The sequence below is a fragment of the Planktotalea sp. genome, assembly GCF_050633725.1.
Classification (GTDB): domain Bacteria; phylum Pseudomonadota; class Alphaproteobacteria; order Rhodobacterales; family Rhodobacteraceae; genus Planktotalea.
This window is the reverse complement of the sequence record NZ_JBOEHB010000004.1, coordinates 78,664-95,037: the sequence shown is the minus strand read 5'-3', so window position 1 is coordinate 95,037 and position 16,374 is coordinate 78,664. Positions and strand designations below refer to the sequence as shown.

Below are 16,374 nucleotides of genomic sequence, written 5' to 3'. Positions count from 1 at the left end.
CTAGCGATAGGGCATGACTTATGACCTTATAGCTGCGCTCGTTCTATTTGCCTTCGTGTCGTCGATAACGCCGGGGCCAAATAATATGATGCTTATGGCTTCGGGCGCGAACTTTGGTTTCAAGCGTACGATCCCGCATATGTTTGGGGTTGGCATTGGTTTTTCCGTGATGATCTTCCTTGTTGGCGCGGGCTTGGTGCAGGTGTTTGATGCCTATCCGATTCTGCATACAGTGCTTAAAGTCGTGAGCGTGTTTTACTTGCTTTGGCTTGCGTGGAAGATCGCCCACGCTGCGCCCCCGAAGGGTAAGAGCGATAGCGAAGCAACGCCGTTGACGTTCCTGCAGGCCGCTTTGTTTCAGTGGGTGAACCCAAAGGCTTGGACAATGGCGCTTACCGCGATCTCAGTCTACACGCCTGACCAAAGCCTAATTTCAGTACTCTATGTTTCGTTTGCATTTGGGCTTGTGAACTTTCCAAGCGTGTCTGTTTGGACGGTCCTGGGTCAACAGATGGCGCGCTTCCTGACCAGTGCAGCCCGCCTTCGCGCCTTTAACTGGACGATGGCGGTGCTGCTGGTTGCTTCGCTTTATCCAGCGTTCTTGGGCTGAAGCGGCATACAAATTTCGGTACGTAAATCATCTGGAGCCGTATCCATTGGTGAATTCAGATAGACCTCGTATGTGGGGCTATCTGCAGGAATACGCTCCGATTGCGGGAGCCATTGACCGTAAAACCAATTATAGGCGTTCTGCAGTCCAGCATATGAACCTTTAAACGTCAGAACGGCCGTTTCGGCGCTGGAAATTGTAACTTCTTCCAAGCCTTCTGGCATTGCGAAATCTGCGTCGACCTCGACGCCCGCATGAGAGCGCAGTTTGGCCTCCGGGACGGTGTTGGGATCGTCGTGATATATCGCAACCATACCCCGTGCTTGAGGCCAAAGATTGCGCGTCGTGAAAATGGTGCTGATCTGCTCGTAGCTTTGATCAATTGTGTTGTAAGCGCCGATATGTGCATGCGCTGCAAGGCGACGCTCAGGGGTTTGAGCTATTTTGACATCGTACATGGTGGAGTCTCCGAACTGGGGTTTAAAGGTAAAGGGGTGCTGGGTTCGCCCTAAGCGAATGGCGTGAGGCGAGTTTTTAAAGATGTCGCGAAAAGCGCGCGTGAAGCTCTGCGTATTGGTATAGCCCACCCGCTCTGCGATTTTTTCGACGGGCAGGTCGGTTTGAACTAACCAGAACGCGGCACGGTGCATGCGCACGCGGCGCACAGCCTGAGCGCAGCTCTCGCCAGTCATCGCGTGAAAGACACGATGCCAATGAAACCGTGACATGGCTGCGACATCGGCAAGTGTGTCTAAGGATAAGTCAGCGCCTGGGTTTTCGTATTTGTGGTTTAAAACCCGCAAGATGCGATCTTCGTAAGGGTTGGGTGTCATTGTGCGGGCCTTGTTCCTAAGTGCCCTCAGTTTAGTCAGTTCGCATGGATTGATCTTGCTTTATTGCATCCAGCCCAGAGGCGCGCCATATAGTCGGTAAGTTTTCAGTAAGTGAGCGCGCAATGAACTATCTCGACTTCGAAAAACCTTTGGCGGAAATTGAAGGCAAAGCGGAAGAGCTTCGCGCGATGGCGCGTGCCAATGAAGAAACCGATGTGGAAGACGAAGCAGCGGCGCTGGATACCAAAGCAGCGGACATGCTGGTTGAGCTATATGATGACCTCACAGCTTGGCGGAAATGCCAAGTTGCGCGCCACCCCGCGCGCCCACATTGTAGCGACTACCTGTCGACCATTTTTACGGATTACACACCTTTGGCCGGAGATCGCGGATTTGCCGATGATCATGCGGTCATGGGCGGCTTGGCGCGGTTCAAGGATCGCCCTGTTGTTGTGATTGGTCAAGATAAAGGCAACGACACGTCCAGCCGGATCGAACGTAACTTTGGCATGGCGCGCCCTGAGGGGTATCGTAAAGCGATCCGCTTGATGGAACTTGCGAGCAAATTTGGCCTTCCTGTTGTAACGCTCGTGGATACCCCTGGTGCTTATCCGGGCAAAGGCGCAGAGGAGCGCGGTCAATCCGAGGCGATCGCGCGTTCAACAGAGATGTGTTTGCAGATCGGTGTGCCCTTGGTCAGTGTGATCATCGGCGAAGGTGGCTCTGGGGGCGCAGTGGCATTTGCAACGGCGAACAAATTGGCGATGCTGGAGCATTCTGTTTATTCGGTGATCACCCCCGAAGGGTGTGCGTCAATCCTGTGGAAGGATGCTGAGAAAATGCGCGAAGCGGCCGAGGCATTGCGGCTCACAGCGCAAGATTTGTTGAAATTGGGCGTTGTCGATCGCATTATCGGCGAGCCACTGGGAGGCGCACATCGTGATCGTTCAGCAACGATGGATTCAGTGAGCAATGCAATTGAAGCGATGCTTGGTGAATTGCAGGGTATGGACGCTGCTGCTTTGGTGAAGACACGGCGCGAAAAGTTTTTGGCGATGGGTTCCAAGGGGTTAGCGGCTTAAACGCTTCTTTGGAAACAAAGGTGAGGGCGGTTTTGAGAATGCAAAAGTCCAACGGAATTCGTTTGACGATTGTCGCTTTATGCGCGTTCGCAGCGCTTGCAGGTTGCGCAAAGCGATCAAAAGCCCCAGAGGTCGCTTCGAAAGCAGAGCTCGATTGCATGGCGCGGGCAATGTATTTTGAATCCAATCGTTCAAGTCGCGATGGGATGGTTGCGGTTGGCAGCGTTGTGATGAACCGTGTCGATTCCGATGCCTTTCCCGATACTGTTTGTGGCGTTGTCAGTCAGAAAAACCAGTTTGCGCCGGGTGTTATGACAAGGTCCATGGAGTTGCACACTGCGCCGCTCATTACGGGCGCTGCAAAGTCGGTCTATCACGGGGAGCGGCATCCGCGCATCGCGAATGCAAAGTTTTTCCATGCGGCATGGTACAAAGCGAACTTCAACAACATGCACTACGTTCTTACGACGGGCGGTAATGCGTTTTATGAAAAACGCCGCCCCGAAAAAGTGACGTCGCGCACACCGGTTCCCGCAACTGAAGGTCTAACCGCTCAGTAACAGTTGACGCCTAGACCTGATAAGTCGGGTGGAATCGTCCAGCAGGTGAAAGCGTGAAAATTTCGCAACCTGTCTCGGTGACACCAATGGAGTGTTCAAACTGCGCAGACAAGGATTTGTCGCGGGTCACTGCCGTCCAGTCATCTGCCAGAACTTTGGTTTCAGGGCGTCCGAGATTCACCATAGGTTCGATTGTAAAGAACATGCCCGGCTCTAGAACAGAGCCGGTGCCTGCCTTGCCATAGTGCACAACGTTGGGCGGCGCGTGGAAAACACGGCCCAAACCATGTCCACAAAAATCGCGCACAACCGACATGCGGTGGCTTTCGGCAAAGGTTTGGATCGCATGGCCGATATCGCCAAAGGTATTGCCGGGCTTTACGACTTCGATCCCTTTCATCAAGGCATCGTGCGTGACTTGCAGCAAACGCTCGGTTTTGCGTGACAGCTTGCCTGCGACGTACATGCGCGAGGTGTCACCGAACCAACCATCGACGATCACGGTCACGTCGATGTTGACGATGTCGCCATCTTTCAGCTTTTTGTCACCCGGAATGCCGTGGCAGACCACATGGTTCACCGAAATGCAGCTTGCGTGTTTGTACCCTTTGTAACCAATCGTGGCTGAGGTCGCGCCAGCGGCATTTACTTGATCCTCGATTATCTTGTCGATCGCACCTGTCGTTTGGCCGACGAAGACATGCTCTGATAGGCTATCAAGAATTTCAGCGGCCAGTTTTCCAGCCGCTGCCATGCCTGCAAAATCTGCGTCTTCGTAGATGCGAATACCGTCTTTGGTCATACGACCACGTGATTTACCGATCATGGCAGGTGTTCCTTGGTGCGTTTCTTGAGCGATATGTAGTTCGGATTGGCGCGGGCTTCTAGGGGGCAGGGAGAATTGTAAGGGGCTTGCCGATCCAAACGCCCTCTGGGGTGATCTTTGTATCGAGGCAAATCGCCTCAACGCCCGCGCTTTGAGCATCTTTGAAGGCCTGTGTATAGGTCGGGTCGATGTCGCGGGTGAGGGTCATTTGCGTGCAATCCGTGCGCTGAACGAGATAGAGCATGACAGCGCGGTGGCCCTGAGCGGTCATATTGGCAAGCTCCGCGAGATGCTTGGCCCCGCGTTTAGTGACGCTATCGGGGAATTCTGCGAGGCCCGTTTGACGGCTTAGCGTGACGCTTTTGACTTCGACATAAGTGTCAGGGCCTTCGCCTTGCAGAAGAAAATCAATGCGGGAGTTTTCACCGTATTTCACTTCTGGACGCACGGTTTCGTACGCACCGAATCCATCGATTTCGCGGGCTTCTAATGCAGCTTTCAAGGCACGGTTCGGCACTGACGTATCAACGCCCGTATAGTGCCCATTTTCGTGATCGACCAACCGCCAGCCGAACTTCAGCTTTTTCTTTGGATCATCATTTGGCTCTAGCCAGATTTTCATGCCTTCTTCCGCCAGCCCCATCATTGAACCAGGGTTGGCGCAATGCGCTGTTATTTCGCGCCCGTTGCACAAACGCGCATCGGCAAGAAAACGTTTATAACGGCGAATAAGGCGAGCGGGGATGAGATCGGTTTGAAAGCGCATGACGCAAGGCCTATACCCTCCTTAATGCGTCAGCAAGGAGAGCCGAAAATGCCAAACCCTACAGCCGCCATGTTGGTGATCGGTGACGAAATTCTCTCGGGGCGTACCCTTGATTCCAATACAAACCATTTGGCTGGCAAGCTGACCGAGCATGGCATTGATTTGCGCGAAGTGCGCATCGTGAGCGATGATGCAAGCGCGATTGTTTCCGCGGTTAGAGCGCTGTCCAATGGATTTGATCATGTGTTCACGAGCGGGGGAATTGGCCCGACCCATGATGATATTACGGCCGATTGCATCGCTCAGGCCTTTGGTGTCTCGATTGATGTGCGCGCTGATGCGCGTGCGCTTTTGGCGGCGCATTATGAGCGGCAAGGAAGCGAGCTGAACGAGGCGCGCCTTCGCATGGCGCGTATTCCGGATGGTGCGACGCTGATTGATAATCCGGTGTCAGTTGCCCCCGGTTTTGTGATCCAGAACGTTCATGTGATGGCGGGTGTGCCGAGCGTGTTCAAAGCGATGGTTGCGAGTGTGATGCCGACGCTAACAGGTGGGGCACCATTGCTTAGTCAGAGCCTGCGTATTGATCGCGGCGAGGGGGACATAGCCGGTCCTTTGAGCAAGTTGGCAGATGACTATCCGCAGTTGTCTATCGGCTCTTACCCGTTTCAAAAGGACGGAAAATATGGCTCTAACATTGTGATCCGAGGGCAAGATAGCGCGCAAGTTGGCGCTGCGATTGAGCGTCTCGCTTTGGAGATGGGCGTATGATGACACTTCCAACGATTGAAATGCTCTATGAGGTTTGTGCGAAAACTTGGCCCGCCGCGAAAGAAAGCCGTGTTGGGCCTTGGATGATCCGCGATGGCCAAGGTGGTGGGCAACGGGTATCTGCCGCGACGGTCGAAGGCGAGATAAACGGGAGTGATCTGGCAAGCGCAGAGCAGGCGATGGCAGCGCTTGGGCAAAATGCGTTGTTCATGGTGCGCGAAGGCGAAGCAGAACTGGACTCGCTGCTGGAGAGCCAAGGCTATTCAATCAAAGATCCCGTCAATCTTTATACCTGCCCGATTTCTGATTTGACGGATGTTGAGATTCCGCGCGTAACCGCCTTTACCATATGGGAGCCATTGCAGATCATGCATGACATTTGGCTCAAGGGCGGCATCGACAACGCGCGGTATGCGGTTATGCAGCGGTCTACATGCGAAAAGACCGCTTTGCTCGGGCGCTGGAATGATCAACCCGCTGGAACAGGATATGTTGCCATACAAAATGGGGTTGCGATGGTTCATGCGTTGGAAATTCTTGAACACCAACGTGGGCAGGGCGTTGGGAAATGGATGATGCGCCGAGCTGCCGTTTGGGCAAGTGAGCAAGGCGCGACACATATGTCGGTGATTTGTACACAGGCTAATGACGCAGCGAACCGTCTTTACACCGGGTTGGGAATGACGCTCATTGGGCGTTACCATTACCGTGTTAAAACCGATTAAAGGACGCCTGTTATGACAAAACCCACAGCTCTCGATTTGCCTATGGTTGATCCGCTTCCTGCGCCGACGCAAAAGTATTTTGATATCTGCCAAGACAAGTTGGGCATGGTGCCAAATGTTCTTCAGGCGCATGCCTTTGATATCGACAAGCTGAATGCTTTCACGGCGCTTTATAACGACATCATGCTGGCTGACAGCGGGCTGAGCAAGCTTGAGCGCGAAATGATTGCTGTGGTCACTTCTTCTATTAACAAGTGCTTTTATTGCCTGACTGCGCATGGCGCTGCCGTGCGCCAATTGTCTGGCGATCCCAAGCTCGGCGAGATGTTGGTTATGAACTGGCGCGCGGCTGATTTGGACGCCCGCCAACGCGCAATGTGCCTGTTTGCGGAGCATGTGACGAAAGAAAGCCACACTGTCGAAGAGAGCGATCGTCAGGCTTTGCGCGATGTAGGTTTTTCTGATCGCGACATCTGGGATATTGCCAATGTCACAGCGTTTTATAACATGTCCAACCGCGTCGCGAGCTCAACAGACATGCGTCCGAATGATGAATATCACGCGTCCTACCGATGATTTTCCGCGCCTTTGTCTTTTGCCTTGTTGTGTTGTTGCCAAGCTTTGCACTCGCGCTTGACGTGACTTTGCCTGCGTCCGCGCGACAAACGGCAGGGCAGGACTTGGGCTTGGCGAGCTATGCGGTTCCAATTGCTGCGTTTGATGGCGGCAAAATCCCGTCTCGAACGTTTGAAGGGTATGTAACGCGCCAGGCATGGCGCGTTGAAGGTCGCGGCGTCACGCCCTTGCAGCTTTTGCAACCTTTGCGCAATGAATTGACGTCGAACGGCTATACTGTCCTATTCGAATGTTCTGATCGCGCATGCGGTGGTTTTGATTTTCGGTTTGGGACTGATGTCATCAATGCACCAGATATGTTCGTGGACTTGGACGATTACCGTTTCATTTCCGCCGTTCATGGCCCTTCTGACGCTCCTAAGTCCGCGATTTCTATTTTGGTGAGCCGTAGCGCCGCCGCCGCCTATATTCAGATTATCCAAATTGCAGTAGACGAGCGTGCGGATATTAGCGTTGCAAAGGGTGCGGAACTGATCGCAAGCACGCCTCAAAGCGGTGCAATTCCTCTTGCAGGTGCATCAATTGATGTCGCCAAACAGCTTGACGTGACCGGGCATGTCATTTTGGCAGATTTGGTTTTTGAAACTGGCTCGTCAGAGCTAGGCGCTGGGCCGTTTTCGTCGCTAAGTCAGATCGCGATTTATCTGTCGGAAAGCCCTGAAAAGCGCGTGGTATTGGTTGGGCACACAGACACTGAAGGCAGTTTAGAAGGCAACATTGCGCTGTCTAAGCGTCGCGCTGCCTCTGTGCGCACACGTCTTATTGAAGTGCATGCTGTTGAAGCCGCTCAAGTGGCGGCAGATGGTGTCGGCTATCTTGCGCCCGTTGCAAGCAATGTGAGCAAAGCCGGACGCGAAGCCAACAGGCGGGTTGAAGCGGTTGTGACTTCTTCGAAATAGGACGGCATCGCGCGAGGTAAAAAGCCTGTCTTGTCCTGCTTGGTTAGCGCGCCAGCATTTTCAAGCCTTGCGTCACGTCCGATCGCACCGCAAGCCTCAGACCGGGTTCATCGCCGGCTTGCAGCGCGGCGACTATGACGCGGTGAAAGTGCGGGAGTTCTTTGCGACGTAAGCGGCCATAGAGTGCGCGCATTGTGGGGCCAAGTTGCAGCCAAACTGTCTCGGCCATCGCCAACATCGCGGGGGCTTGGGCGCGCAGATAGAGCGTACGGTGAAACTCAAGATTTGTGCGGATATAGCCAACAGCGTCTTGCTTGGCGATTTGCTCGGCGATTGAGTTATTGATCATCTGTAACCGCTCGATCAAGGCCATATGGGCGCGAGGTAGGGCGCGGCTGGCAAGTTCGACCTCGATCAATGCCCGTAGAGCTGCGAGTTCTTCGATTCTCTCGCTTTTGAGTTCTGGCGTTGAAATGCGGCCTGAACTGGACATAGAGAATGCCCCTTCGGCCACCAAACGGCGGACAGCTTCGCGGGCAGGGGTCATGGAAACTTCGAATTCTTCTCCGATCCCACGCAATGTCATGGCTTGGCCTGGCGCAATGTCGCCGTGCATTATACGTGATCGCAGGGCGCGATACACACGATCATGCGCGACTGCGGGTGAGGATTCAGAAGGGCGAGGGTTTATCAGCATGCCCTGTTGTGATCACAAAGCCGACGTGGGTCAAGTGGTCCATTAGAAGCGGTAGGAATGCAGCTGACTGCCATTTATACGCAGCCAGTTTCGCGGTTCAGCATAGGGGCCATGAATGCGCGTAACTGTGTCCCAAAATGCTGCGCTGTGGTTCATCTCGGCCAAGTGAGCGACCTCATGCGCCGCGACATATTCAAGGACGTCAGTTGGGCACAGGATAAGGCGCCAAGAATACATCAATGCGCCTGCGCTTGAGCATGACCCCCAGCGAGAGCGCGTGTCGCGTATGCTGATGCGGCTGTAGCGTTTGCCAAGCTTGTCGGCAAAGTGATCAGACGCAAGCGCCAACCTGTCCCGCGCCAATGCCTTTAGAAACGCCTGCACCCGCGCGCCGACCTGCTTTGGATCACCTGGCACGAGCAATGCGTCGTTCTCCAGAATGACCCGTTTGCCAACACCCGCCCGAATGACGCGCGGTTGCCCTGCGATAGTCAACTCAGAGCCAAGGCCAACAACCTCGTCCTCACCCCGCTTTTCCAAATGTCCTCTTAGCCAGACTTCTTTTTCACGGGCAAAAGCGATTCCCTCTGCTTCGCTAATTCCGCGTGGAAGGGTCAGAGTTACACGCCCATCAAGCTGACTGATCCGCAGGCTAATTCGCTTTGCGCGTGCGGATTTTCTCAAATTTATTGGAACCGGAGGGTTGCCTGATAAAATATGCTGCCCCATATACGCCTCTAACTGGATTATCGCTGCAAAGCCTTTGACACTCTTCACAGGTTATGGCAGTTGCCGTGAACCGTCTAAATACCAAGTCATGAGGAATTTCCATGCCCAAGGAAGAATGGGGCGTCAAGCGCCTGTGCCCGACCACGGGTAAGCGATTTTACGATCTGAACAAAGTCCCGATTGTTAGCCCATACACAGGCGAAACCATCGAGATGGAAAACGGCAAGAGCCGTATGATCGCAGCTGACGCTGAAGACGCCGCGACGAAGAAGGCGAAAGACGCAGAGACAGACACGGATGACGTGGTTCTGGATGACGATGATGTTGATCTGGATCTCGGTGATGACGTGCTGGAAGATGACGACGATGACACAGTGTCTCTCGACGAAATCGCGGACGTCTCTTCGGAAGATGAAGACAACTGATAAAATTCGCGTCGGGGCCTTGTGATTTTCACTTGATCCCGATGCATTCCTTGCCTAGACACCGCTTGCAATAGATACGCTGTGTCTGTTTGGGGCCTTAGCTCAGCTGGGAGAGCGCCTGCATGGCATGCAGGAGGTCAGGAGTTCGATCCTCCTAGGCTCCACCAAATTTTCTTGAAATTGTGATTTTTCTTTGTGCGAATTGCGCTGCCAAGATCACGGGCTATTCAGCTAGGTGGCACGCGACTTTGTGGCCATCGGAAATATCATCTAATCTTGGTTGGCTCAAAAAACATTGCTCTTGAGCTATCGGGCAACGATTGGCGAAACGGCAACCTTCGGGCAAATCCAACGGGTCGGGCGGGTCGCCTGGAATGAGAATCCGTTTGTTCTTGGCACGGCGATTTTTGTCTAAAGTTGGTACGGCAGAAAGCAGTGCTTGAGTATATGGATGCTTGGGGTTGTTGAACAAAGACAGCCGGTCCGAGTATTCAACGATCTTGCCCATATACATCACAGCGATGCTGTCACACATATGCTGAACGACGCCTAGATCATGGCTAATGAACAAGAATGTCAGACCAAAATCGGATTGCAGCTTTCTAAGCAAGTTTAAAATTTGTGCTTGCACCGCAACGTCGAGCGCTGAAACGGGCTCGTCACAAATGATCAGGTTCGGCTTGGTGGCAAGCGCGCGTGCAATGCCGATGCGTTGACGTTGCCCCCCTGAAAACTGATGTGGAAATAAGCGCTGTTGTTCAGGATGTAGGCCCACGGCCTCGAACAGTTTGTCGACTATTTTTTGACGTTCTTCTTCGGGTTCGGTGTTTAGATTATCAAGAGGTTCACGCACGATTTTTTCCGCGCGCACGCGAGGGTTCAGACTGGAATAGGGGTCTTGGAAAATGAATTGCATTTGCGCACGCGCTTGGCGCAGCTCTTCGCCTTCAAGTTGGCGGAAATCGGTTCCCTCTAACAAAATTTTGCCTGCAAACGCATCTACAAGCTGGGCAACGGCCAATGCTGCAGTTGTCTTGCCTGATCCGCTTTCCCCGACGATCGCCAGTGTTTCACCGCGCTTAATCTGAAACGAGATGTCATCAACCGCATAGAGGTATTTGGGTTTTCCAAAGAGGCCCCCACGTTTGACGGCGAACCGCACGGAGAGATCTTGAACGTCCAGCAAGGGCGCTGTTTGTGGCTCGTCTTGCATCACACTTCCCCCGCATGCCAGCAGGCAGATTTTTGAGTTGCGCCGAAAATTGCATCTTCAGGGCGCTTGTCTAGACACCGTTGAGTGACCAATTGACAGCGCGATGCGAAGAGGCAGCGATCTTGTCCGAATTCGCGTAACGGAGGCACGATGCCGGCCACTTCAGTAAGGTCTAACCGTTCATCCGTGAGGGTCGCAGTGATGTGAGGAACACATGAAATAAGCCCTTTGGTATAAGGGTGACGTGGATGATCGATGACCTGCTCAACCGGCCCCTGTTCTGCGTTGCGCCCTGCATACATCACGATCATGCGTTCTGCCATTTCGGCCACCGCGCCCATGTCATGGGTGATCAAGATAATTGCGCTGCCGGTTTGGCGTTTGAGGTCATTCAACAGGTCAAAAATTTGCGCCTGAACAGTCACATCAAGTGCAGTTGTAGGTTCATCAGCGATCAAGATTTTCGGCTCGCAGGCCAAAGCCATCGCGATCATGACCCGTTGTCTTTGCCCACCCGACATTTGGAAAGGATAGTCCGAGACACGTCTTTTGGCGTTTGGAATACGCACTGCATCGAGCAGTTCTATCGCACTATTCCACGCGGCTGCCTTGCTGAGACCTTGGTGGGCTTGCAGAACTTCAGCGATTTGCTCACCCACTGTGTAGACAGGATTGAGTGAGGTCATTGGCTCTTGGAATATCATGGAAATGTCGTTGCCGCGAATTGCGCGCATACGTTTTTCGCTTGCTGCGGTGAGGTCTTCTCCATCGAACATTATGGAGCCAGCTGCGATACGGCCAACTTTCTCGGGCAATAGGCCCATGATTCCCAAGGCGGTCATCGATTTTCCGCAACCAGATTCCCCAACGAAACTGATGCTTTCGCCAGCAGCCAACTCGAAAGACAGATCATCAATTACAGGCGCAATACTATCGCGCAAAGTAAGCTCGATGCGCAGGTTTTGAACTTTTAACAGGGGTGCGCTCATCGCTGTCTCAATTTCGGATTTAAAGCATCGTTCAGGCCGTCACCCACCAATGAAATCGCAAGGACGGTGACGAAAATGGCGATCCCGGGGATGGTGACGGTGTAGCTGGCATCAAGGATATACTGGCGGTTTGATCCGATGACCTGCCCCCATGACACAACATTCGGGTCGGTCAAGCCAAGGAAGGAAAGGCCCGCCTCAAAAAGAATGGCAGAGCCCACCATCAAAGCGGCTTGGACAATGATTGGAGGTAACGCGTTGGGTAGGATGACTTGAAACATCAGCTTGCCATTTTTAGCGCCTGACGCGCGCGACGCTGTGACGTATTCGAGTTCTCTGATTCTTAGGAATTCAGAACGCGTAATCCGTGCAACAGCTGTCCAGCTGACGACGCCTATAGCGAACGTGATCATCGGAAGAGAGGCTCCGAATAGAGCAACGATTACCATTGAGAACAAGAGCGTTGGTAAGACCTGAAAAAACTCGGTGATCCGCATCAGAACTTCTTCGACCCACCCCCGATAGAAGCCCGCCAATGCGCCGACGCTTACGCCAATGAAGACCGACATAAATGCAGCGGCCACGCCAATGACAATCGACACACGGGCACCGTGGATCAACGCTGCCATAAGATCGCGCCCTAGATAGTCTGTTCCTAATAAAAACCCATCTACGCCGGGGGGGGAGAAGGGGGCCCAAACCATATCAAAGGGGTCTGTTGGGTAGATGTAAGGGCCAATGATCGCGACTATGATGATCAAGGCTAAAACGACAAGGGCCACCATTGCCGCGTGATTGCGTCGAAACATTTCCCATGCTTCCGCCATTGGGTGGCGTGCTTGGGGGGGCGGTTCTGTTGGAATGATGGGTGGCGTGCTCATCGTTTGCTCCCTACGCGCGGATCGACAAGTCGAAGTGCAAGATCTGTCAGCAGGTTGCCGAGAATGACAACCAATGCTGAGAAGAACAAGATGCCCAAGATTGTCGGCGTATCCCGCGCGAGAATAGATTGAAAGGCGAGCGTTCCAAGACCCGGCCAACTGAACACTGCCTCAACCAGAACTGCGCCAGAAATGACCGCTGAGAATTGCAAACCAGCGAGAGTGATTACGGGAGATAGCGAATTTTTCAAGGCGTGCTTGTAGACCACTTGGCGCTCTGACAGGCCTTTTGCTTTTGCGGTTCGTACGTAATCCGAGCCAAGAACCTCCATCATAGTTGCCCGCGCAAGGCGGGAATACAAAGCCAGAAAGATGGAACCCAACGTGACGACAGGCAGCACAAGGTGGCGCGCGACGTCGATGAAATGGACCCAAAACCCACCTTCAATGGTGACGTCCTGCATTCCAGCGACCGGGAAGAGCTGGATCTTTAAGGAAAAGCCAATCAACAGCAGTATACCCGTCCAGAAAACAGGGGCGGAATAGCCAAACAAGGCAAGGATTGTAACAAAGTGGCTGGCGATGCCGTTCGGCTTTCGCGCAGAAATCACACCCAAAATAACTCCAACGAACAACGCAAGAATTTGTGCTGTGAACACTAACAGCAAAGTTGCAGGAAGCCGTTGCAGGATCAGTTCTGTTACGGGTGTGTTGTAGAAAAACGAATACCCCAGATCAAAACGCAGCACCTTGCCCATGTAGTTGCCAAGTTGAACGATAAAGGGTTGATCCAAGCCATAGTCAGCCCTGATCTGATCCAGAACCTCTTGATCGGCGCCGCCCATGGACTGGCTGATTGTATCGGCGACATCACCGGGCGCGAGATGCATCATAGAAAAGTTGAGCACCAAAACCGCCATCAGCAAAATGACAGCATATAGGACGCGCATGAGCAAAGATTGGAGCGTTGTCACGAAGTTTGTCTTCTCTTGGGCAAATGATTGCTCGGCGACCGATCGGCCGCCGAGCAGAGAGCAATTACTCTTTCAGATAGGTCATATCGATAGGCGTCGATGTGCCCCAGATGCCAAGTGGCGGATTGCCAACTTTGTCGTTGTAAACGGTATGATAGGGTAGCGTATTTGTGTGATAGACAGGCAATTCGTCAGCGATGATTTGCTGGAATTCAGCATAAAGTGCTTTGCGTTTTGCATCGTCCGTTTCAACCGCTGCCATTGTTAGCAATTCGTCTACGCGCGCGTTCGAATAGCCCTGCGTATTGGACCAAACGCCTTTTGCGATGTTGGTGCTGTCATATGTGCGGTGCACACCGATCACGGGATCACCCCAATTGAACACAGTGTCCCAAGACATATCAAAATCCATGGTGCCCATCTTTTTTGCCCAAGTTGGGAAATCGGCAGAGGCACGAACTTCAACATCTATGTTCACTTTTTTCAAAGCGGCTTTGACGTATTCGACCTGTGGTTTAACTCCGGGCCACCCAAAATCGATTGTGAGTGACATACGCGAGCCGTCTTTGACGGGGAAGCCTGCCTCATCTAACAGTGCCGCCGATTTTTCGAGATCAACGTCATATCCCTCTTGCGCCACGTAAAATGGGCTATCGGGGTGAATGCCTGAGGTACTATCGTTCGCTGTGCCCTGCATCAATGCTTTGTGGATGAAATTCTTATCGACCGCATAAGCAATCGCTTTTCGGACGCGCACGTCCGACAATGGCCCCTTTGTGGTGTTCATCGCCAGCCAATCAATCGGGCCGATTGCGCCATAGCCATCCGGAGTCACAGTCAGGTTCTCAACTTTTTTGAGACGGTTGATGATCCGCGGCAAAGATTCAAATGCACCCATGTGCAGTTCGCCATTTTCGTAGGCAATCGCGCGCGCTGCTGGGTCCGGGATGATGCGCATCACGATTTTATCCAGATATGGACGGCCATCGATAAAGAAGTCATCGAAGCGTTCCAAAATGACATGTTCGCCATTTTTGAATTCGGTCAACTTGAATGGGCCAGAACCAACAACATTTTCGTTGTTGCGGGCATGGGTTTTCACGTCGGTGATTTCGCCATCACCATAAATGTGTTTCGGAATGATGGACATCAACTGACCAGACATCGCCAACATCAATGCGGGATGTGGTTTGGAAAGTTTTAGGACCGCCGTGTGCGCGTCGGGAGTTTCGACAGATTCGACTGGCGCGAACATAGATTTGAATGGGTGGTTCGCTTTGATCACATCAACCGAGAACGCGACGTCTTCAGAGGTCAAAGGTGTGCCATCGTGGAACTTGGCATTTTTAACGAGATTCAAAGTAACGGTTAGCCCGTCTTCAGAGACGTTCCACGCTTCGGCCAGATACGGCTGTGGTTCCCAGTTTTCGTCATAACGTAAGGGGGAGGCGAATAATTGCGCCCCCGGGAATCCTGTGACGATACCGGATTGCACTGAGGAATTGAGATTGCGGACATTGGAGCCTAGGACGGTGATTAGCGTGCCACCCATCTTAGGTTCTTCGGCTTGCGAAACTGTAGCAAACGACGCTGTTAGCGCCGTTGCCATCGCCAAGCCCTTGACGAACTTTTTCATGTTTCTTTCCCTATCAGACGTATTTTTTGTTTTACTATAGGAAAAGCCTAGACCAGCCTCCTTGCCCTACAAAAGAGTTTTAATATGGTTCGTTGCATCATTTTGTGGTGGAAGAGTCGGGCTGTTTTACGATGATCTCGTCGAAGCTTCCCTTGGCGGCGAGCCCAACGCATTGGTCTATAAACGCTTGCACGATATTCGGTTGGCGCAGTCCTGAAGGCGTCATAATGCCAAAGACGGGCACTTGTAGCCCATCGCGAATGGGCATTGCACACACAGGCGAGTCAGCATGTCGGTAGCCCGGTGGGCAAATGTTCATAATGGAATACCCATGCCCACCAGAGACAAGCGCGCGCACGATTTCTGCGGACCTTGTTGAATGGGCCACGTTTGGCTGCAAGCCTAGGGGTTCGAAAATGCTGCTGAAGTAATCTCTGGTGCGGGGCAAATCCAACATGACCATTGGACGATCAATCAACTCAAACAAGCTGACGGACTCGTTTTTTGTCAAAGGGTCATCCGCAGCTAATAGTGCGTGCGGAGGTGCTCCAAATAGCGGAGTAAAATCGTGCCTGGTATCTGTCATAAGATCGTACGCAAACGCTAAATCGGCTTCTCCATTGACCAAATAAGCCAATGTTGCCTCCATGTTACCCTCCAGCAATGTGATGGAGGTACTGGGATGGGAGACTTTGAAAGACTTTAGGATCGGCGGTAAAAATGAGGGCGCAGCGGTTGCATAACACGACACGCGTAAGTTGCCTGTTGTTGCCCCTCCTATTGATATCATTTCTGTTTCAAAATGGCGGGATTGGATAATGAACGCCCGTATCAATCGCAGTGCTTTTTGGCCGGCGGGCGTTACCCTAATTCCTTTGGCTGGCGTACGTTTGAACAGGTCAAACCCAAGCTGACTTTCCAAAGCGCCAATGGCCGCTGTTATCGAGGATTGGGAGATGTTCAGCTCGGTTGCGGCGTTGGCGATTGATCCTAAGCGGCCCGAGGCTTCGACGTATCGTAGCTGTTTGAGAGTGAAGTTCACGGTAACCTTTCCATCAAAAAATGGCGATTAGTCAGCAATAAAAACTATTTTCAGCATCATTGAAAGCACCTTAACTATTA

Annotated in this window: 19 protein-coding genes and 1 tRNA gene; 9 read left to right on the top strand and 11 right to left on the bottom strand. The window is 52.7% G+C overall.

The genetic code is table 11. The annotated features are described in order from the left end of the window. Positions 1–13: 13 nt before the first annotated feature. Positions 14–610 carry a LysE family translocator gene (locus tag ACRBCU_RS05165; RefSeq protein ID WP_431364304.1) on the top strand — a complete coding sequence of 199 codons (597 nt, stop codon included), beginning with the start codon at positions 14–16 and terminating at the stop codon, positions 608–610. Here ACRBCU_RS05165 and ACRBCU_RS05160 read toward each other — a convergent pair. Continuing rightward, positions 589–1,443 (bottom strand): AraC family transcriptional regulator, encoded by an 855-nt coding sequence (locus tag ACRBCU_RS05160; protein ID WP_431364303.1) that lies wholly within the window; start codon positions 1,441–1,443, stop codon positions 589–591. The two genes, ACRBCU_RS05165 and ACRBCU_RS05160, sit on opposite strands and share 22 nt — an antisense overlap. A 122-nt stretch (positions 1,444–1,565) precedes the next feature. On the opposite strand from ACRBCU_RS05160, the gene ACRBCU_RS05155 reads away from it, so the two are divergent. Both ACRBCU_RS05155 and ACRBCU_RS05150 read left to right on the top strand, forming a co-directional pair. After that, on the top strand, positions 1,566–2,525 hold the full coding sequence (locus ACRBCU_RS05155; RefSeq protein ID WP_431364302.1) for an acetyl-CoA carboxylase carboxyltransferase subunit alpha: 960 nt from the start codon (positions 1,566–1,568) through the stop codon (positions 2,523–2,525). Between the two features lie 38 nt (positions 2,526–2,563). Beyond that, a complete protein-coding gene (locus ACRBCU_RS05150) occupies positions 2,564–3,085 on the top strand; it encodes a cell wall hydrolase (protein ID WP_431364301.1) in 522 nt (173 codons plus the stop codon). Positions 3,086–3,095: 10 nt separating this feature from the next. Here ACRBCU_RS05150 and map read toward each other — a convergent pair whose 3' ends face one another. Beyond that, complete coding sequence (map, locus tag ACRBCU_RS05145; RefSeq protein ID WP_431364300.1) at positions 3,096–3,911, bottom strand: type I methionyl aminopeptidase; 816 nt, start codon at positions 3,909–3,911, stop codon at positions 3,096–3,098. A 58-nt stretch (positions 3,912–3,969) separates the two neighbouring features. Further along, positions 3,970–4,677, bottom strand: a complete 708-nt coding sequence (gene sfsA, locus ACRBCU_RS05140; RefSeq protein ID WP_431364299.1) for a DNA/RNA nuclease SfsA — start codon at positions 4,675–4,677, stop codon at positions 3,970–3,972. Positions 4,678–4,725: 48 nt separating this feature from the next. Here sfsA and ACRBCU_RS05135 point away from each other — a divergent pair, with 48 nt between their 5' ends. The 4 genes from ACRBCU_RS05135 to ACRBCU_RS05120 are packed head-to-tail and all read left to right on the top strand — an operon-like array spanning position 4,726 to position 7,708. After that, the gene (locus ACRBCU_RS05135) at positions 4,726–5,448 is read left to right on the top strand and encodes a competence/damage-inducible protein A (protein ID WP_431364298.1); all 723 of its coding nucleotides are present in this window, start codon (positions 4,726–4,728) and stop codon (positions 5,446–5,448) included. Next, the gene (locus ACRBCU_RS05130) at positions 5,445–6,173 is read left to right on the top strand and encodes a GNAT family N-acetyltransferase (RefSeq protein WP_431364297.1); all 729 of its coding nucleotides are present in this window, start codon (positions 5,445–5,447) and stop codon (positions 6,171–6,173) included. The genes ACRBCU_RS05135 and ACRBCU_RS05130 overlap by 4 nt, the downstream gene beginning before the upstream one ends. Positions 6,174–6,185: 12 nt before the next feature. After that, on the top strand, positions 6,186–6,749 hold the full coding sequence (locus ACRBCU_RS05125) for a peroxidase-related enzyme (RefSeq protein ID WP_431364296.1): 564 nt from the start codon (positions 6,186–6,188) through the stop codon (positions 6,747–6,749). Next, a complete protein-coding gene (locus ACRBCU_RS05120; RefSeq protein ID WP_431364295.1) occupies positions 6,746–7,708 on the top strand; it encodes an OmpA family protein in 963 nt (320 codons plus the stop codon). The genes ACRBCU_RS05125 and ACRBCU_RS05120 overlap by 4 nt, the downstream gene beginning before the upstream one ends. Positions 7,709–7,751: 43 nt before the next feature. Here ACRBCU_RS05120 and ACRBCU_RS05115 read toward each other — a convergent pair whose 3' ends face one another. Both ACRBCU_RS05115 and ACRBCU_RS05110 read right to left on the bottom strand, forming a co-directional pair. Beyond that, positions 7,752–8,405: a GntR family transcriptional regulator gene (locus ACRBCU_RS05115; protein ID WP_431364294.1), complete on the bottom strand. Its 654-nt coding sequence runs from the start codon at positions 8,403–8,405 to the stop codon at positions 7,752–7,754. A gap of 42 nt (positions 8,406–8,447) precedes the next feature. Then, on the bottom strand, positions 8,448–9,134 hold the full coding sequence (locus ACRBCU_RS05110) for a M48 family metallopeptidase (RefSeq protein WP_431364293.1): 687 nt from the start codon (positions 9,132–9,134) through the stop codon (positions 8,448–8,450). A 101-nt stretch (positions 9,135–9,235) separates the two neighbouring features. On the opposite strand from ACRBCU_RS05110, the gene ACRBCU_RS05105 reads away from it, so the two are divergent. Both ACRBCU_RS05105 and ACRBCU_RS05100 read left to right on the top strand, forming a co-directional pair. Beyond that, on the top strand, positions 9,236–9,559 hold the full coding sequence (locus ACRBCU_RS05105) for a TIGR02300 family protein (RefSeq protein ID WP_431364292.1): 324 nt from the start codon (positions 9,236–9,238) through the stop codon (positions 9,557–9,559). A 91-nt stretch (positions 9,560–9,650) separates the two neighbouring features. Continuing rightward, positions 9,651–9,726: transfer RNA gene (locus tag ACRBCU_RS05100), tRNA-Ala, on the top strand. Between the two features lie 56 nt (positions 9,727–9,782). Here ACRBCU_RS05100 and ACRBCU_RS05095 read toward each other — a convergent pair. The 6 genes from ACRBCU_RS05095 to ACRBCU_RS05070 form a co-directional block, all read right to left on the bottom strand. Further along, positions 9,783–10,772, bottom strand: coding sequence for an ABC transporter ATP-binding protein (locus ACRBCU_RS05095; RefSeq protein ID WP_431364291.1), 990 nt, complete (start codon positions 10,770–10,772; stop codon positions 9,783–9,785). Continuing rightward, positions 10,772–11,761 (bottom strand): ABC transporter ATP-binding protein, encoded by a 990-nt coding sequence (locus tag ACRBCU_RS05090; RefSeq protein ID WP_431364290.1) that lies wholly within the window; start codon positions 11,759–11,761, stop codon positions 10,772–10,774. Before ACRBCU_RS05090 ends, ACRBCU_RS05095 begins: the two co-directional genes overlap by 1 nt. Further along, a complete protein-coding gene (locus ACRBCU_RS05085) occupies positions 11,758–12,642 on the bottom strand; it encodes an ABC transporter permease (protein WP_431364289.1) in 885 nt (294 codons plus the stop codon). Before ACRBCU_RS05085 ends, ACRBCU_RS05090 begins: the two co-directional genes overlap by 4 nt. Then, the gene (locus ACRBCU_RS05080) at positions 12,639–13,616 is read right to left on the bottom strand and encodes an ABC transporter permease (RefSeq protein ID WP_431364288.1); all 978 of its coding nucleotides are present in this window, start codon (positions 13,614–13,616) and stop codon (positions 12,639–12,641) included. The genes ACRBCU_RS05085 and ACRBCU_RS05080 overlap by 4 nt, the downstream gene beginning before the upstream one ends. Positions 13,617–13,680: 64 nt before the next feature. Further along, positions 13,681–15,252, bottom strand: a complete 1,572-nt coding sequence (locus tag ACRBCU_RS05075; RefSeq protein WP_431364287.1) for an ABC transporter substrate-binding protein — start codon at positions 15,250–15,252, stop codon at positions 13,681–13,683. A gap of 97 nt (positions 15,253–15,349) precedes the next feature. After that, positions 15,350–16,294, bottom strand: coding sequence for a LysR family transcriptional regulator (locus tag ACRBCU_RS05070; protein WP_431364286.1), 945 nt, complete (start codon positions 16,292–16,294; stop codon positions 15,350–15,352). Between the last annotated feature and the right edge of the window lie 80 nt (positions 16,295–16,374).

Excerpts from the sequence above, each read along its gene's own strand:
- ACRBCU_RS05110 (WP_431364293.1), bottom strand. The coding sequence starts at position 9,134 with ATGGGGCAGCATATTTTATCAGGCAACCCTCCGGTTCCAATAAATTTG.
- ACRBCU_RS05160 (WP_431364303.1), bottom strand. The coding sequence starts at position 1,443 with ATGACACCCAACCCTTACGAAGATCGCATCTTGCGGGTTTTAAACCAC.
- ACRBCU_RS05155 (WP_431364302.1), top strand. The coding sequence starts at position 1,566 with ATGAACTATCTCGACTTCGAAAAACCTTTGGCGGAAATTGAAGGCAAA.
- ACRBCU_RS05090 (WP_431364290.1), bottom strand. The coding sequence starts at position 11,761 with ATGAGCGCACCCCTGTTAAAAGTTCAAAACCTGCGCATCGAGCTTACT.
- ACRBCU_RS05130 (WP_431364297.1), top strand. The coding sequence starts at position 5,445 with ATGATGACACTTCCAACGATTGAAATGCTCTATGAGGTTTGTGCGAAA.
- sfsA (WP_431364299.1), bottom strand. The coding sequence starts at position 4,677 with ATGCGCTTTCAAACCGATCTCATCCCCGCTCGCCTTATTCGCCGTTAT.
- ACRBCU_RS05085 (WP_431364289.1), bottom strand. The coding sequence starts at position 12,642 with ATGAGCACGCCACCCATCATTCCAACAGAACCGCCCCCCCAAGCACGC.
- ACRBCU_RS05125 (WP_431364296.1), top strand. The coding sequence starts at position 6,186 with ATGACAAAACCCACAGCTCTCGATTTGCCTATGGTTGATCCGCTTCCT.
- ACRBCU_RS05105 (WP_431364292.1), top strand. The coding sequence starts at position 9,236 with ATGCCCAAGGAAGAATGGGGCGTCAAGCGCCTGTGCCCGACCACGGGT.
- ACRBCU_RS05165 (WP_431364304.1), top strand. The coding sequence starts at position 14 with ATGACTTATGACCTTATAGCTGCGCTCGTTCTATTTGCCTTCGTGTCG.
- ACRBCU_RS05135 (WP_431364298.1), top strand. The coding sequence starts at position 4,726 with ATGCCAAACCCTACAGCCGCCATGTTGGTGATCGGTGACGAAATTCTC.
- map (WP_431364300.1), bottom strand. The coding sequence starts at position 3,911 with ATGATCGGTAAATCACGTGGTCGTATGACCAAAGACGGTATTCGCATC.
- ACRBCU_RS05120 (WP_431364295.1), top strand. The coding sequence starts at position 6,746 with ATGATTTTCCGCGCCTTTGTCTTTTGCCTTGTTGTGTTGTTGCCAAGC.
- ACRBCU_RS05095 (WP_431364291.1), bottom strand. The coding sequence starts at position 10,772 with ATGCAAGACGAGCCACAAACAGCGCCCTTGCTGGACGTTCAAGATCTC.
- ACRBCU_RS05150 (WP_431364301.1), top strand. The coding sequence starts at position 2,564 with ATGCAAAAGTCCAACGGAATTCGTTTGACGATTGTCGCTTTATGCGCG.
- ACRBCU_RS05115 (WP_431364294.1), bottom strand. The coding sequence starts at position 8,405 with ATGCTGATAAACCCTCGCCCTTCTGAATCCTCACCCGCAGTCGCGCAT.
- ACRBCU_RS05075 (WP_431364287.1), bottom strand. The coding sequence starts at position 15,252 with ATGAAAAAGTTCGTCAAGGGCTTGGCGATGGCAACGGCGCTAACAGCG.